Origin of the sequence: Dankookia sp. GCM10030260, assembly GCF_042666655.1 — a bacterium.
Classification (GTDB): Bacteria; Pseudomonadota; Alphaproteobacteria; order Acetobacterales; family Acetobacteraceae; genus Paracraurococcus.
On sequence record NZ_JBHTDE010000007.1, the window covers coordinates 24,794 to 38,426 of the forward strand.

General features: G+C 74.7%; 13 protein-coding genes. 6 read left to right on the forward strand and 7 right to left on the reverse strand.

The genetic code is table 11. The features are described from left to right. Positions 1-33: 33 nt before the first annotated feature. The 3 genes from ACFQS7_RS20465 to ACFQS7_RS20475 are packed head-to-tail and all read left to right on the forward strand — an operon-like array spanning position 34 to position 1,494. Positions 34-309: a hypothetical protein gene (locus tag ACFQS7_RS20465; protein ID WP_380068985.1), complete on the forward strand. Its 276-nt coding sequence runs from the start codon at positions 34-36 to the stop codon at positions 307-309. After that, positions 302-1,078, forward strand: a complete 777-nt coding sequence (locus tag ACFQS7_RS20470; protein ID WP_380068986.1) for a hypothetical protein — start codon at positions 302-304, stop codon at positions 1,076-1,078. The genes ACFQS7_RS20465 and ACFQS7_RS20470 overlap by 8 nt, the downstream gene beginning before the upstream one ends. Next, positions 1,075-1,494 (forward strand): hypothetical protein, encoded by a 420-nt coding sequence (locus ACFQS7_RS20475; RefSeq protein WP_380068987.1) that lies wholly within the window; start codon positions 1,075-1,077, stop codon positions 1,492-1,494. The genes ACFQS7_RS20470 and ACFQS7_RS20475 overlap by 4 nt, the downstream gene beginning before the upstream one ends. Before the next feature lie 160 nt (positions 1,495-1,654). On the opposite strand, the gene ACFQS7_RS20480 is transcribed toward ACFQS7_RS20475, so the two are convergent. Beyond that, positions 1,655-3,475, reverse strand: coding sequence for a response regulator (locus ACFQS7_RS20480; RefSeq protein ID WP_380068988.1), 1,821 nt, complete (start codon positions 3,473-3,475; stop codon positions 1,655-1,657). 185 nt (positions 3,476-3,660) lie between these two features. Further along, entirely contained in the window at positions 3,661-5,373 is a 1,713-nt protein-coding gene (gene ggt, locus ACFQS7_RS20485; protein ID WP_380068989.1) for a gamma-glutamyltransferase, read from the reverse strand. Between the two features lie 131 nt (positions 5,374-5,504). Between ggt and pncA the strand changes: the two genes are divergently transcribed. After that, positions 5,505-6,161, forward strand: coding sequence for a bifunctional nicotinamidase/pyrazinamidase (pncA, locus tag ACFQS7_RS20490; RefSeq protein ID WP_380068990.1), 657 nt, complete (start codon positions 5,505-5,507; stop codon positions 6,159-6,161). A 223-nt stretch (positions 6,162-6,384) separates the two neighbouring features. Here the strand turns inward: pncA and ACFQS7_RS20495 are convergent, their stop codons facing one another. Together ACFQS7_RS20495 and ACFQS7_RS20500 are read right to left on the reverse strand one after the other, a co-directional pair. Continuing rightward, the gene (locus tag ACFQS7_RS20495) at positions 6,385-6,777 is read right to left on the reverse strand and encodes a RidA family protein (RefSeq protein WP_380068991.1); all 393 of its coding nucleotides are present in this window, start codon (positions 6,775-6,777) and stop codon (positions 6,385-6,387) included. Between the two features lie 126 nt (positions 6,778-6,903). After that, positions 6,904-7,254 carry an AraC family ligand binding domain-containing protein gene (locus ACFQS7_RS20500; RefSeq protein ID WP_380068992.1) on the reverse strand — a complete coding sequence of 117 codons (351 nt, stop codon included), beginning with the start codon at positions 7,252-7,254 and terminating at the stop codon, positions 6,904-6,906. A 317-nt stretch (positions 7,255-7,571) separates the two neighbouring features. Here ACFQS7_RS20500 and ACFQS7_RS20505 point away from each other — a divergent pair, with 317 nt between their 5' ends. Next, a complete protein-coding gene (locus ACFQS7_RS20505) occupies positions 7,572-8,060 on the forward strand; it encodes a nuclear transport factor 2 family protein (RefSeq protein WP_380068993.1) in 489 nt (162 codons plus the stop codon). Between the two features lie 84 nt (positions 8,061-8,144). Here the strand turns inward: ACFQS7_RS20505 and ACFQS7_RS20510 are convergent, their stop codons facing one another. Next, positions 8,145-10,235 (reverse strand): TonB-dependent receptor, encoded by a 2,091-nt coding sequence (locus ACFQS7_RS20510; RefSeq protein WP_380068994.1) that lies wholly within the window; start codon positions 10,233-10,235, stop codon positions 8,145-8,147. 53 nt (positions 10,236-10,288) lie between these two features. Further along, entirely contained in the window at positions 10,289-11,017 is a 729-nt protein-coding gene (locus ACFQS7_RS20515) for an aspartate/glutamate racemase family protein (protein WP_380068995.1), read from the reverse strand. Positions 11,018-11,219: 202 nt separating this feature from the next. Between ACFQS7_RS20515 and ACFQS7_RS20520 the strand changes: the two genes are divergently transcribed. Next, on the forward strand, positions 11,220-12,023 hold the full coding sequence (locus tag ACFQS7_RS20520; protein ID WP_380068996.1) for a hypothetical protein: 804 nt from the start codon (positions 11,220-11,222) through the stop codon (positions 12,021-12,023). A 96-nt stretch (positions 12,024-12,119) separates the two neighbouring features. Here ACFQS7_RS20520 and ACFQS7_RS20525 read toward each other — a convergent pair whose 3' ends face one another. Beyond that, positions 12,120-13,487: a hypothetical protein gene (locus tag ACFQS7_RS20525; protein ID WP_380068997.1), complete on the reverse strand. Its 1,368-nt coding sequence runs from the start codon at positions 13,485-13,487 to the stop codon at positions 12,120-12,122. Between the last annotated feature and the right edge of the window lie 146 nt (positions 13,488-13,633).

Consider the following 13,633-nt stretch of genomic DNA (forward strand, 5'->3'; position numbering starts at 1 on the left):
GTTGATTCCGCGGCGTGACGCCGGGAGATGCAGATGCGGAAGTTCATCGTGGCGGCGCTGGCCGTCCTGCTGCTGGCACCAGACCCGGTCCGCGCGGCGGATGGCAACTACAATGACGGTGCCGCCTCGACCGCTAGCAGCACGACGGCGAATTGTCAGTCGGCGCTGCTGCGCGACGGCTGCGCCGCATCGATGACCGAGGCGCCGCTGCCGCTGACCGGTGCCGGGCCGATCGGGATGCTGCTGGTCGGCGGCGCCGGCGCCGCGGCCCTGCTGGTCCGTCGCCGCCGCGCGGGCCGCCATGGCTGACGCCCTCGCCGCCAGGGGAATTCCGGCCGGCCTGCTCGTCGCCCTTGGCGGCGTGGCGGCGGCGGGGAACCTGGCGGCGAATGGCGGCGGCATCCCCGGCCTGTCCGCGGGCACGGCCTTGCTCGCCGCGGCCTCGCTCGGGCTGGCGCTGCGCCGGCTGCCGCCGCTGCCGGCCGACATGGCCGACTGGACCTGCTTCGGCCTCGCTTTGGCCTTCGCCGCCGCGCCGTCGCGAGCCGGGGCGCTGGCGGCGCTGCTGCTGCTCGCCTGGCCCTGCCTGCGGCGCGGCCGGCCGGCCGGCGGCGCTGGCGTGCTGCTGCTGGCGGCGGGTGGCGTCGGGCTGTTCGACCTCCTCGGCAGCGCGATCCTGGCGCCGCGGGTGATGGCGCTGGAGGCCACCACCGTCGCGGCGCTGCTGCATGCCGCCGGCATCGCCGCGACGGCCGCCGGCAACCTCGTCGCCCTGCCGGAGGCGCGGCATACCCTGCTGATCCTGCGTGGCTGCTCGGCCCTGGTGCTGCTGCCGGAGATGCTGGTGGCCAGCCTCGCGCTGGCGCTGCTGCTGCGGCCGGCCGGGCCGGGCAGCCTCGCGGCCGGCCGGGACGCGGTGCTCCTGGCCGCGGCGATGGCGCTGCTGCTGAACCTCGCGCGGCTGGCCGGCATGGCGGCCTCCGCCCCGCTGGCCGAGGCGCTGCACGGCGAGGCGGGCCGCGCCGGCCTGCAAATGCTCTGGACCGCGGTGGCGCTGCTGGCGGCGCTGGTCGCGTGACGGGGCGCTGGCTGGCGGTGCTTGGCCTGGCCGCGAGTCTCGGGCTCGGGGCCGGCCTCAAGCTCGGCCGCGCGGCGCCGGATCCGGCGGCGCTGGATGCGGTCGCCTGGTTCGCCGCCCGGGGCCGTGCGGCGGTGGCCGAGCGCGGGCTCGGCCAGTCCGGCAGCTACCGGATGGTGACCCTGGCCGGCGCCTGCGGGGCGCGCGTGGTGCCGCTCGACAAGCCGGAGGAGATCCTGCCGCTGCTGCGCCGCGGCCTGGACGACGCCGATTGGGCGGGCGCGGAGCTCTGGCTGGGCGGGCTGGAGCCCTGGCCGGCGGACCCGGCGGCGCTGCCGCTGCGGCAGGTCTGGTACCGGCTGCGGCACGGGGTCGCGCCGGTCCCGGCGCTGCTGCTGCGCGGTGCGGGCTGCTGACGGGACGCCGGGGCCAGGGAGGCGGTATCCTCCCTGACCCTCTCTCTGGCTTTCCGCATCGGCACCCGCCGCGCGGCAGGTGCCGGCGCGGAAAGAGGCAGGCCGAGGGGACATGCCGGCATGCGGAGCGCGCGCTGTCCGCTCCCCGAGGCTTGCCCGCCTAGGCCGGCACCACCCGCGCCAGTTCCGCCAGCAGCACCGCGCGCTGCAGCGGCTTGGTCAGGTGGCCGTCCATCCCGGCGGCCCGGCCGGCCGCCGCGGTTTCCGGCATCGCGTCGCCGGTCAGCGCGATCACCGGCAGCCGCGCCGCCGGCCCGGCCAGCGCGCGGATCGCCTCGGTCGCCCGGAAGCCGTCCATGCCGGGCATGTTGACGTCCATCAGCACCACGTCGGGCAACGGCTCGCGCGCCAGCGCGGCCAGCGCCTCGTCGCCGCTGGCGGCTTCCTCGATCAGATGCCCCTCGGGCCGCAGCAGGGCGCGGACGACCTCCCGGTTCACCCGGGCGTCGTCCACCACCAGCAGCCGCAGCGGGCGCGGCAGGCAGGGCGGCGGCGCGGCGGGGCCCAGGGCGGCGACATGCCCGGGGTCCGGCGCGGGGGCCGGGCCGGCGGCGGCAGGCGGCTCGGCCGCGGGCAGCGGCAGGGTGGCGGTGAAGCGGCTGCCCTGGCCCGCCGGCCCCGGCGCGTGGTCGAGCCGGCCCCCCATCGCCCGGGCCAGGCCGGCCGAGATCGCCAGGCCCAGCCCGGTCCCGGCCTCGGCCTGGGCCCCGGCGGCGAATTCGCCGAACAGCCGCGGCCGGAGCGCGTCCGGGATGCCCGGCCCGGTATCCACCACCGCCAGGCAGAGCTGGCCGGGGCCGGCCGGCGTCGCCGAGAGCACGACGCTGCCCGCCTCGGGGGTGAATTTCACCGCATTGCCCAACAGGTTCAGCAGGACCTGCCGCAGCCGCAGGCTGTCCGCCAGCACCGCCTCCGGCAGTCCCGGCGCCAGTTCCAGCCGCAGGCCGATCCGCTTGGCCGCGGCGGCGGGCTGCATGAGTTCCAGCGTGCCCTCCAGCAGGCCGCGCAGCCCGACCGGCGCCGGGGCCAGGTCGAGCCGGCCGGCTTCCACCTGGGCGAGGTCGAGCACGTCGTTGACGATCGCCAGCAGGTGCCGGCCTGCGCGTTCCAGCGTCGCGGCGTGGTCGTGCTGCCGGCGCGGCAGGGCGGGGTCGCGGGCCAGCGCCTCCGCCATCCCCAGCACGCCGTTGAGCGGGGTGCGCAGCTCGTGGCTCAGCCGGGCCAGGAAGCGGGATTTCTCCGCGCTGGCCGCCGCCGCGGCGTCGCGCGCCGCGGCCAGCACGGCGTTGGAGTCGCACTCCGCCCGCTCCCGGCTCAGCGCCACCAGGGCGACGGCCAGCGCCGCGGTCAGCGCCAGGCTGAGCACCAGCAGCACCGCGGCCACGCCCGGCGCCGCCAGGAACGCGGCCAGCCCTGGCGGCGGCATCCCCTCCGGCAGGAAGGGCAGCGCCGCCAGCAGCGCGCGCAAGGCGAAGACCAGGCCATGCGTCAGCAGCAGGCCGACCACCATGCCGTGCGAGGGCAGGCGCCGGTCGGCCGGGACGGCACGGAAGGCCAGCACGGTCGCGCCGTCATAGGCGATGACGATGACGGCGACGGCGACCACGCGGGCCGGCAGCATCGTGGCGAAGCCGGGCAGCAGGCTCAGCAGCAGGAAGGCGACGAGGCCGGCGAGGATGCCGGCCGGCCGGGCGGGCCGCCCGGCGAAGCGCCGCGCGCCGCCCCAGACCAGGCCGTAGCCGAGCGCGAGCGCCATGTTCGCCGCGATGATGGCGGACGCCCCGGGCAGCATGCCCGCCAGCGCGAACAACAGCGCGGAGGCCGCCCAGGCGGCATGCGCCGTGCCCCAGAAGCCCAGCGCCGGCTGGGCCCGGTCGCGCCGCCACAGCACCAGGAACAGCCAGGCGAAGGCGGTTGCCAAGGCAAAGCCGAGCGCGACTCGCAGGGGAGCGGGAAACAGCACGAGAGGCGGGTCCTGGTCATGGCCGCCTGCTCCGGCAGGGGCTGCGGCATGGCGCCGGATGGGGCCATGGCGCAACGATAGACCATGAAAAAGGCGGTGTTGCCAGAGACCATTTCAACCCAAGGGTGCGGTGCGCCGGCGTTTCATGCCCGCCGCGCCGCGTCCGGCCAGAACCGCACGCCGTCCCGGGCCAGCCCGCCGCCGAGGCCGATGGCCGTGCCGTCCGCCCGCCAGCAGGCGGCACCTTCCAGCCGCCCGTCGTCCTGGAAGCGGATGGCGCACATCCCGCCGGCGACATGCGGCAGCGGCGTGAGCGTATGGCCCATCTCGCGCAGCCCGGCCTGGCTGGCGCTGCCGAGGCAGGTCTCGATCTCCAGCGGGCCGGCCGCGCCCGGCCCCTGGGTCCAGATCCGCGGCGCCTCCACCGCCTCCTGCAGGCTCATGCCATGGTCGATCAGGTTGATCAGCGCCTGCATGGCCGCCCCGAAGATCCGCAGGCCGCCGGGCAGGCCGAGCGCCACGAGGGGTTTCCCGTCCCGCAGCGCGATCAGCGGCGCCTGGCTGGTGGTGATCCGCTTGCCCGGGGCGATCGACAGCGCATGGTCCGGCCGCGGGTCGAACAGCGCCATGTAGTTGTTCGGGATCAGCCCGAGCTCCGGCACCAGGAAGCGGGCGCCGAACAGGCTGTTGATGGTGTGGGTGGCGCAGAGGATGCGGCCATCGGCGTCGGCCACCGTCAGGTGCGTGGTGTTGGGGCTTTCCCCCACCGCAGGGACGCCGGCGCCCCAGGCCTGCGCCCGGCCGGGGTCGATCCGCGCCCGGCGCTCCGCCGCATAGGCCTTGGACAGCAGCCGGGCGACCGGGACGGCGACGAAATCCGGGTCGGCGGTCGCCGCGGCGCGGTCGGCGAAGGCGATCTTCAGGACCTCCGCGATCAGGTGGCAACTCGCCGCGGTGCCGTAGCCGAGATGCTGCAGGTCGTAGCCCTCCAGGATGTTCAGCATCTGGATGACATGCACCCCGCCCGAGGAGGGCGGCGGCGGCCCGAGGATCTCGATGCCGCGGTAGCTGCCACGCACCGCGTCACGCGTCGCCAGCCTTGCGTCGCGCAGGTCGGCGGCGGTCAGCATCCCGCCGCGGCGTTCGCTGTCGGCGGCGACGATGGCGCCGAGCGCGCCGCCATGCAGCGCGCCGGGGCCATCGCGGGCGATGGTCGCCAGCGTCTCGGCCAGCGCGCCGTTGACCAGCCTCGCGCCGGCGCGGAGCGGCGCGCCGCCCGGCAGCAGCAGCGCGGCGATCGCCGCATCGCGCGCCAGGTCGGCCGCCGCCTCGGTCACGCATTCCGCCAGGTAGGGCGTCACCGCGAAGCCCCGCGCGGCCAGCCGGATGGCCGGCGCCATGACATCGGCCAGCGGCAGCGACCCATGCCGCTCCAGCGCGGCGCACCAGGCCAGCAGGTTGCCCGGCACCGCGACCGAGGTGGCGCCGACCGCATTGGCCCGCCCCACGGTCTCGAGCGCCGCCGGCCAGTCCTGGCTGACCGGGGCGTACATGTCGGCCCGGCCGGCGGCCGGCACGGTCGAGAGGCCGTCGAGCACGGTATGCGTGCCGTCGGCCAGCCGCAGATGCGCCATGCCGCCGCCGAGCAGGCCGACCATCATCGGCTCCACCACGGACAGGGCAAACAGCGCGGCGATGCCGGCATCGATGGCGTTGCCGCCCTCGGCCAGCATCTCGGCCCCGGCGGCGGAGGCGAGCGGATGGTTGGTGACCACCATGCCGCGGCTGCCGGTGGCGGGGCGCTTGGTCGGCGCGAAGACGGTGCCGGCGCGGCTGCGCCAATCCTGGGTGGTCATGCGGGGAGGCCTCGGGCTGGACGGGAAGCGTCGCCCCCCGCGGTGCCGGATGCAAGACGCCAGCACGCCTTGGGGCATGCGGCGGCGGACCGATGCGGCTAGCCTCGGCCCGCCGCCGCCGGAGCCCCGCCATGCCCGCCATCGCCCTCGACCCCGCCACCGACATCCTCGGCATCATCGACGTGCAGCCCTGCTTCATGCCGGGCGGCGCGCTGGCGGTGGCGGATGGCGCGGCGGTGGTGCCGGTGATCAACCGGCTGCTGGCCGGGCCCTTCGCGCATGCCTTCGCCACGCAGGACTGGCACCCGCCCGGGCATGCCTCCTTCGCCGCCACGCATGGGCGGCAGCCCTACGAGACGGTGGCGCTGCACTACGGCGAGCAGGTGCTCTGGCCCGAGCATGGCGTGCAGGGCACGGAGGAGGCGGCGCTGCACCCGGGGCTGCACCAGGCGCGGGTCGAGCTGGTGGTGCGCAAGGGCTTCCACCCCGCGGTCGACAGCTACTCGGCCTTCTTCGAGAACGACCGCACGACGCCGACCGGGCTGCATGGCTGGCTGCGCGAGCGCGGCTTCCGCCGGCTGTTCCTGGCCGGGCTGGCCACCGACTACTGCGTCGCCTTCTCGGCCGAGGATGCGGCGCGGCTGGGCTATGCGGTCTTCGTCGTCGAGGATGCCTGCCGCGGGATCGGCCTGCCGCTGGAGGGCGGCGGGACGACGCTCGACGCGGCGCGGCGGCGGCTGGCGGCGCTGGGGGTGGGGTTCGTGCGGAGCGAGGATCTCGCCGCCTGAAGGCGGCCGGCACGATCGGGGAGGGAAGCCTGTCCCCGTCCCGAGCCCCGGTTCCGCCCCCGTCGGTCGGTGGCCGCGGCGTCGCGGGTGCCAGCCCCATGGGAGAAGGAGCCGACACCGCGGCCATCATCGACTGGTGCAGGCGGGGCGCGACGGGCCATGCGGGTCCCCGCACGACGCATCGCGCCTCCGCGCCGGTCCGGCACGCCGGCCGGCTGGATGGTCAGCCGGGAATGCGGGCGATGACCTTGATCTCGAAGTCGAAGCCCGAAAGCCAGGTGACGCCGACCGCGGTCCAATTCGGATAGGGCGCCTTCGGGAAGACGTCGCTCTTCACGGTCATGACCGCGGCGAATTGTCGTTCGGGATCGGTATGAAAGGTCGTCACGTTGACGATATCGTCGAGCCCGCACCCGCCCGCCTGCAGGGTCGCCTGGAGATTGGCGAATGCCAGTCGGACCTGGGCCTCGAAGTCCGGCTCGGGCGAGCCATCGGCGCGACTGCCGACCTGGCCGGATACGAACAGCAGATCGCCTGACCTGATCGCGGCGGAATAGCTCTGTGACGTATAGAGGTCCTGCCGACCGGCGGGGAAAACAGCGTCACGCTGGGCCATGGGAAATTCTCCTGTCATGGATTGCCGAACCGGGCTCTCAACGGGCGGCACGCCCGGCGATCCCACGGGGTCGGTCCGATCGGTCCTGCAGGCGGCCCGCCGCGCCGCTCCTGCGGCCGGTGCCGCTCAGGGAAGCGCCTCCTGCCAGTGCGGGTAGGTGACATAGGCCGTCACGGCGCCCTGCTCATGCGACCGGATCGTCACCGTCTCGCCTTTCGGCATGTGGACGATCTCGCCAGGTCCGGCGGTCATGTCGCGGCCAGCGGACGAGACGGTCAGCTGCCCTTCCAGAATTACCATGACGTCGTCCACGGCCAGCGTCACGTCGATGCTCTGCCGGGGTCCATAGCGGCCATAGCCGATGGTGATCGGACCACCGTCGCGCTGGTCGACGACGTTCCCGGCCAGGACGTCCCCATCCTGTCCGGGCGATCGCTCGAAGGCTGCGTTGGCGATGGTGAACTTCCGAACCTCCATGATGGTGCCGCTCCGTCCTTCGGATGATGCCTTGGCGGGAGGTGAACGCCGTTCATCGGCCGTGGTCGCATCGTCCGGTCCATCGCGGCATCGGCCTGCCCGCCGAGGCGGCGCTTCGGCGTCGCCGCTCGGCGCGAACCGAGGGTCACGGCCCTGTCGCGGCCTGCGGTCCCGTCGACCTCGCTTGCGCCGATGACCGGCCGTGGGCGGCGGGGCGCTGTGCATCGCACCGTCATGCGGCCCGCTCCAGGCGCCATCCGACAGGACACCATCCCTGGGGCGTCGGTGGCCGCTCGACGGGACCGGCGTTCGGGCGCATGGCGAAGGACCCCTTGCCCGGGCCCGGCGTTCTGGCGAGGCTGCCTGCGCGGCGACCGACGTCGCAGGACAGCCCGTTGGTCCGGCCATGGGGGCACGCCGTCATGCATGATCTGCAGCGCAACAAGGCGACGGTGATCGCCTTCTACGAGCTGATGTTCAATGCCTGCCGTCCCGCCGAAGCCGTCGAGCGCTTCGTCGGCGACGAGTACATCCAGCACAACCCGCATGTGCAGACCGGGAAGGCGGGTTTCATTGCCTACTTCGAGCGCATGGCGCGGGACTGGCCGGGCAAGCGCGTCGAGATCAGGCGCGTCGTGGCGGAAGGGGCATTCGTCGTCCTGCATTGCCGGCAGCACTGGCCGGGCGACCAGGACTATGCGGGCATCGATATCTTCCGGCTCGATGACGCCGGCAGGATCGTGGAGCATTGGGATGTGCTCCAGGTCATCCCGGACCACGCGGAAAATCCCAACGGCATGGTCTGATCTCTGCCGGGGGATGGCCGCAGGCCGGCTCGGCGCGATCGCCGCCCATGGGCTTCGATCGGCCCCGCCCGCCCGGCCGGGGGCTCAGAAATTCCGGCTCAGCCCCGCCAGCACCGTCCGCCGCAGCCCGTACTGCGACGCGCCGACGCCGATGCCGGTGCCGTCGCGCAGCTGGTAGATGGTGTCGAAGGCGTTCAGCAGGTCCAGCCGCGCGGTCCAGGTCCCGCCATCCGGTCCCCGGAAATCCTGCGCCACGCCGAGGTTGAAGGTCGCATAGGCCGCCACCTTCTCGGTCGCCGCGAAGCCCTTCCGCAGCCCGCTGCCGTAAAGCATCGAACCCGACAGCCGGCCGCCCTCCCAGCCCTTCCAGACCGCGCCGGCCGAGCCGGTGACCAGCTGGTCGTGGTCGGTGCGCACGTATTTCCCCGCGATATACGCCAGCTCGTCGGGCTCGATGTTGAACTGGCCGGAGCGGATGTTGCGCCCGACCGAGCGGCTGAGCGCCAGGTTGCCGTAGACCAGCCAGCGCTCGTCCCGCCAGCTGCCGCTGAACTCCACGCCGTAGATCTTGCCGGTCTCGAAGTTGAAGGGGGTGAAGATCAGCGCGTTGCCGAACTGGCCGAAATCCAGCAGGTCGCGGACATCCTTGTAGTAGCCGTCGACGCCGAAGGTCAGGTTCGGCGTCACCCGCTGGGAGACGCCGAGGTCGAAGCGGTGCGCGCGCTCCGGCCGCACCGCGCCGTTCTCCTGGCTGAAGGGCGCGCCGGTGGTGCCGTTGAAGCGCTCGATCGTGCTGGTCTGGACCAACTCGAACTGCGGCGGCGTGAAGGTGCGGGCATAGCCGGCATGGACGGTGGTGCTGCCGGTCGCGCGCCAGACCAGGTTGGCGCGCGGCGAGACTTGGCCCGCGGTGACGTATTCCACCATCTGGTCCCAGCGCACCCCGAGGTTCAGCGTCACCGCCTCGCCCAGCCGCCACTCGTCCTGGACATAGCCGCCATAGAGCCAGCCGGTGCGGCCGAAGCGGTCCACCAGGGTCAGCGGGTCGTCGATGGCATTGCCGTCGGCATCCAGCGGCAGCACCGTGGTCGCGCTGCGCAGGCGGGCGCGCTGGCCGGTGACCTGGAAGCCGGCGCGCAGCGTGTGGTCGGCGGCGACCCGCCAGGCGACGTCGGCCTGGGTGCCCATGGCCAGGCTGCCGCGATAGACGTCGGAGGCGAGGCCGTTGATCACCGTCTCCCCCACCACGCTGGGGACATAGTGGATCGACGACGACCGGATGAAGGGCGCCACCTGCAGGTCCACGTCGCCCCAGGATTTCTGCAGGGCCGCGGTGCCGTACCAGGACCGCTCCCACTGCCGGGCGCGCAGCGCGGCGCTGTCGAATTCGGACAGGCCGAAGGCGGTGAACTCCGACTCCACCCCGCGGGTCACGGGCAGGCGGAAGCGGTTCAGCGAGGTGCCGGCGATGAGCGACAGCCGCGTGGTGTCGTCCAGCTGCCGCGCCGCATAGGCCAGGCCCCGGGTCTGCTCGGTCTGGCCGTTGATCGCCGCCCAGGAGCTGGTCGGGTTCTCGATCCCCTGGTCGCTGCGCAGGAAGCTGCCGGTGGCGAAGACGTCCCAGCCGCCGAGGAAGCCGGCCCAGTTCGCATAGGGCTGGAGCGTGCCGCGCGAGCCGCCCTGCACGCCGATGGAACCACCCGGGTCGAGCGCGGCGCTGCGCGTCTCGAGGTCGATCACCGCATTGGTGCGGAAGCCGAATTGCGCCGGCAGCGCCCCGGTCAGGACGGACACGCTGCGCAGCGACCTTGCGTCGAAGACCTGGCCGAAGCCGGAAAGGCCTTCCGGCAGCGCCACGCCGTTGAGCCGGTACTGCAGGTTGCGGTGCTCGCCGCGGACATGGATGTCGCCGAAGCTGTCCTGCACCACGCCCGGCGTCTGCAGCAGCACCTGGTTGAGCGGCTGGGCGGCGCCGCCGGGCAGCGCCTCGATCGTCGCGCGGTCCACCACCGTCTCCCGGCTGCCGAAGCGGGCGAGGATGTCCTGCCGCGCCGCGGCGGCGCGCTGCCCCTGGACCACGAGGTCGGGCAGGCTGGCCTCGGGCTCCGCCGGCTGGGCGGCGGCCGGCGTGGCGAGGGGGGTGAGCAGCAGGAGCGGCAGCAGGCGTCGGGTCATGGCCGAATGTTATAATATAACATTCGGTCCTGGCAAGCCGCTGCCGGCGGCGTTCACCAGGGCAGGGCGAAGACCCGGCCCTGCGCCGCCAGCGGTGCCGCCGAGGCCCCCGCCGCGCCGATCGCCCCCCAGAGCGAGATGGCGACGCTGTCCAGCACCGGGATGCCCAACTCGGCCTCCAGCGCTGGCGCGATCCCGCCGCCGCGGAAATTGGTGCAGTGGATGGCGATCGCCTGCGGCCGCGCCGCCGCGACCTCCCGCACCAGCCGGGCGACGGTCGCCTCCGGATGGTCGGCGAAGCTGTAGTTGCCGGGATCCTCCAGGTGCCGCTCGGCGACGCAGTCGAGCCCGGCCTCGGCCCAGCGGGCGGCGATCGCCGCCTGCACCTCGGCCAGGTAGGGCGTCACCAGGCCGATCCGCGTCGCGCCGAGCGCGGCGAAGGCACGCATCAGGGCGAGCGTCGCGGTGGTCGCCGGGATGCCGGTGCGGCGGGTGATCTCGGCGCAGAGCGCGCGGTCCTGCTCCAGCCCCAGCCAGGACCCGCTGGTGCCGTTCCAGCAGATCGCATGGACCTTGGCATCCGCCAGCAGGTCGGCCGCCGCCAGCACCGGGGACAGGTCGAACTGCGCCCGCGAGCCCGCGCCGAGGTCGATCGCCACCACCCGGAAGCGGGCGAAATGCGCCGAGGCGCCGGGCAGGGCGCCGAGCATGGCCGCGGTCAGCGGCTCCAGCACCGTGTTGGAGGAAGGGGTGAGCATGCCGAGGCGGAGGGGAGCGGTCATGCGCGGTTGTTCCGCGCCGGCGGCCCGGCCGTCAACCGGCGCGGCAGGTGGGCCAGGTCGCGGCGGGGGGGCCGGCGAGCCGTCCCGCGGACGGCCGCGTGCGCGACGCCGGTCCGCACGGCATTGTGCGGCGCGGCACAGTCAATCCAGCTTTGGTTACGACAGGCTGCATCGCAGGATCAAGCGATCCGGAGCCGGACCGATGCCGCAAACGATCGCCAGCCGCCTGACCCTCGCCTGCCTCGCCGTGCTGGTATCCGCCGCGGCGGTCCCGGCACAGGAACGCATGCCCGGCCTCGACACCCGGACCGAGCTGGTCCGGCTCGGGACCGGCGCCGCCGCCACCCTGACCCTGCCGCCCGGCGCCGCCGGCCGGCCGCTCGGGGCGGTGGTGCTGCTGCCGGATGCGGACGGGATGGGGCCACGCGGCGCGGTCTATGGCCAGCGCCTGCTGGAGAACGGCCTGGCCCTGCTGGAACCCGACTTCGCCGGCGGCCTGGGCGAGGACACCCCGCTGCCGCCGGCCGCCGTCCGGCTGCGCCTGGCGCTGGCCGCGCTCGCCGCCGATCCGCGGATCGACCCCGGCCGGGTCGCGCTGCTCGGGCTGGGGGAGGGGGCACGCGCCGCCCTGCTCGGCCGGGAGGCGGCGGGCCAGGCGCCGCTGGCGCTGCTCTATCCCGGCTGCGACGCCACCCTGGCCGCCGCCGCCGCGCAGGCCACGGGACCGGTGCTGCTGCTGCATGGCGATGCGGACCCGGCCAACGACCCGGCCGCCTGCGGTCGCCTGGCCGCCGCCTTCCCGGTGCCGGCGGCGGTCCGCCACAGCGTCCTCGCCGGGGCGAGCTATGGCTGGGATGCCTACAACCTGGTGCTGCCGGGCGGGATCACTCGGCTGGCGGACCCCGCCGGCAGCGGCCGCCGCGCCTGGTCGCGGCCGGACGTGACCACCACCCTGGTGGCCGCCGACCGGGTGGTGGGCTTCGTGCTGGCCGCCCTCCGCCGCTGACCGCCGGCCCGGCGCGTCCCGCGATCAACGTCCGGGCGCGTCCCGCGATCAACGTCCGGGCGCATCCCGCGATCAGCGTCCGGGCGCGTCCCGCGATCAGCGTCCGGGCGCGTCCCGCACCACCCGCACGAACCCCTCGATCAGCCGCGGCATCTCCTCGGCCCGGGCGGGCAGGCGCTTGGCGGGCAGGGTCAGGCTGTCGAGGAAGCGGCCGCTCTCGGCATAGAGCGCCAATTCCAGCGAGTCGCCGATCACCTCCGGCCGGCAGACCACGTCCTCGCCGCCGGCCTCGTTCCGCGCCATGGCGACGAATTCGCGGATTTCCTCCAGCCCGCCGACATGCCCGCCGGCCTCCTCGAGAAACTCGGCGATCTCGGCCCCGACCTCGGAGGCCGGGACCAGCGCCAGCGGGACGCCGCCGCCGCTCGCCTCGAAGACCGCGCCGCGCCAGCCGTCGAACAGCGCCGCCCGGCGCGCCTGCTCGGGCGTCGGCGTGCCCTCCTCGTCCTCCTCCGGCTGCTCCGGCGGGCCGTCGGCGGTGATGGTCTCCCAGCTTGGGATCGCCCAGTCGATCTGCAGGCCGAGCAGCAGGCCGAAGCCGCGCCGGCGGAGGTCGTCGGTGTCGCCCGGCGGCAGGTCGCGCGGCTCCTGCCCCGCCAGCAGGTCCAGCAGCACCCGGCGCAGCGCGACGGGGGAGAGCGCTTCCAGCGCCTCCGGTGACCGCCAGCCGGGCAGGAAGCGGACCTCCAGCGTCTCCGCCAGCAGGCCGGCCTGGACCAGGCTCTCGCCCATCGCCGCGGCGTCGGGCATCGAATCGGGCGGCAGCGCCACCGGCAGCGCCACCAGCTCGGCCCAGCCGGAGGGACCCATCCGGGCGCCCTCGGCGGCCGCCAGCAGGTCGGCCTCCAGTTCCTCGGACGCATCCTCGCCGTAGCGCTGACCGATCTTGCGGATCGCCAGGTCGAGGATGTCGCCGCGCCCGGCGGTCAGCAGCGCCTGGGTCAGCTCGTCCACCGCGGCGCCGTCGTCGGCATCCAGCAGGGCCAGCAGCCGGTCGGCCACCGGCCCCGGCGCCTGGGGGAATTTCGCCGGCGCGGGCGGTGGCGCCGGCGGGGCGATGCCGAGCAGCGTGTGCGCCGCCGCGCCGCTGAGGACGCGGCCGCGGTCCACCCAGGCGCGGCGGACCTCCGGCGTGTCGCGGCGGTCGGCCAGCCAGCGGCGGAAGGCGCCGCGATCGGCGGCCTGGGCGAAGATCTCCACCCCCTGGGCGGCCAGCGCCTCGGCCACCGCGCGGTTCACCGCGCGGGTGGTGGCCAGGTCCGGCCCGCCGGGGCGCAGCGTGTCGAGCGTGTCGGCATCGGGGAAATGGGTCAGCAGCACGGCATCGAGCTCGGGCGCCAGCTCCTCGGCCAGCGCCGCGGCCTGGGCGGCGATGGCGCCGGCCTCGTTGTCGGATTGCGGCATGGCGGGATGTCCTGGCAGCGGGGGCGTGCATATGGGGCCGCGAGGGGGCGTGCGGCAACGGGCGGCGTGGTTGGTCGGCGGCGCCCCGGCACCCCCGGCCCGGAGCCGCGCCGCCCGCCTGGTCGCCGTTGCAGCTCAACCCGGCA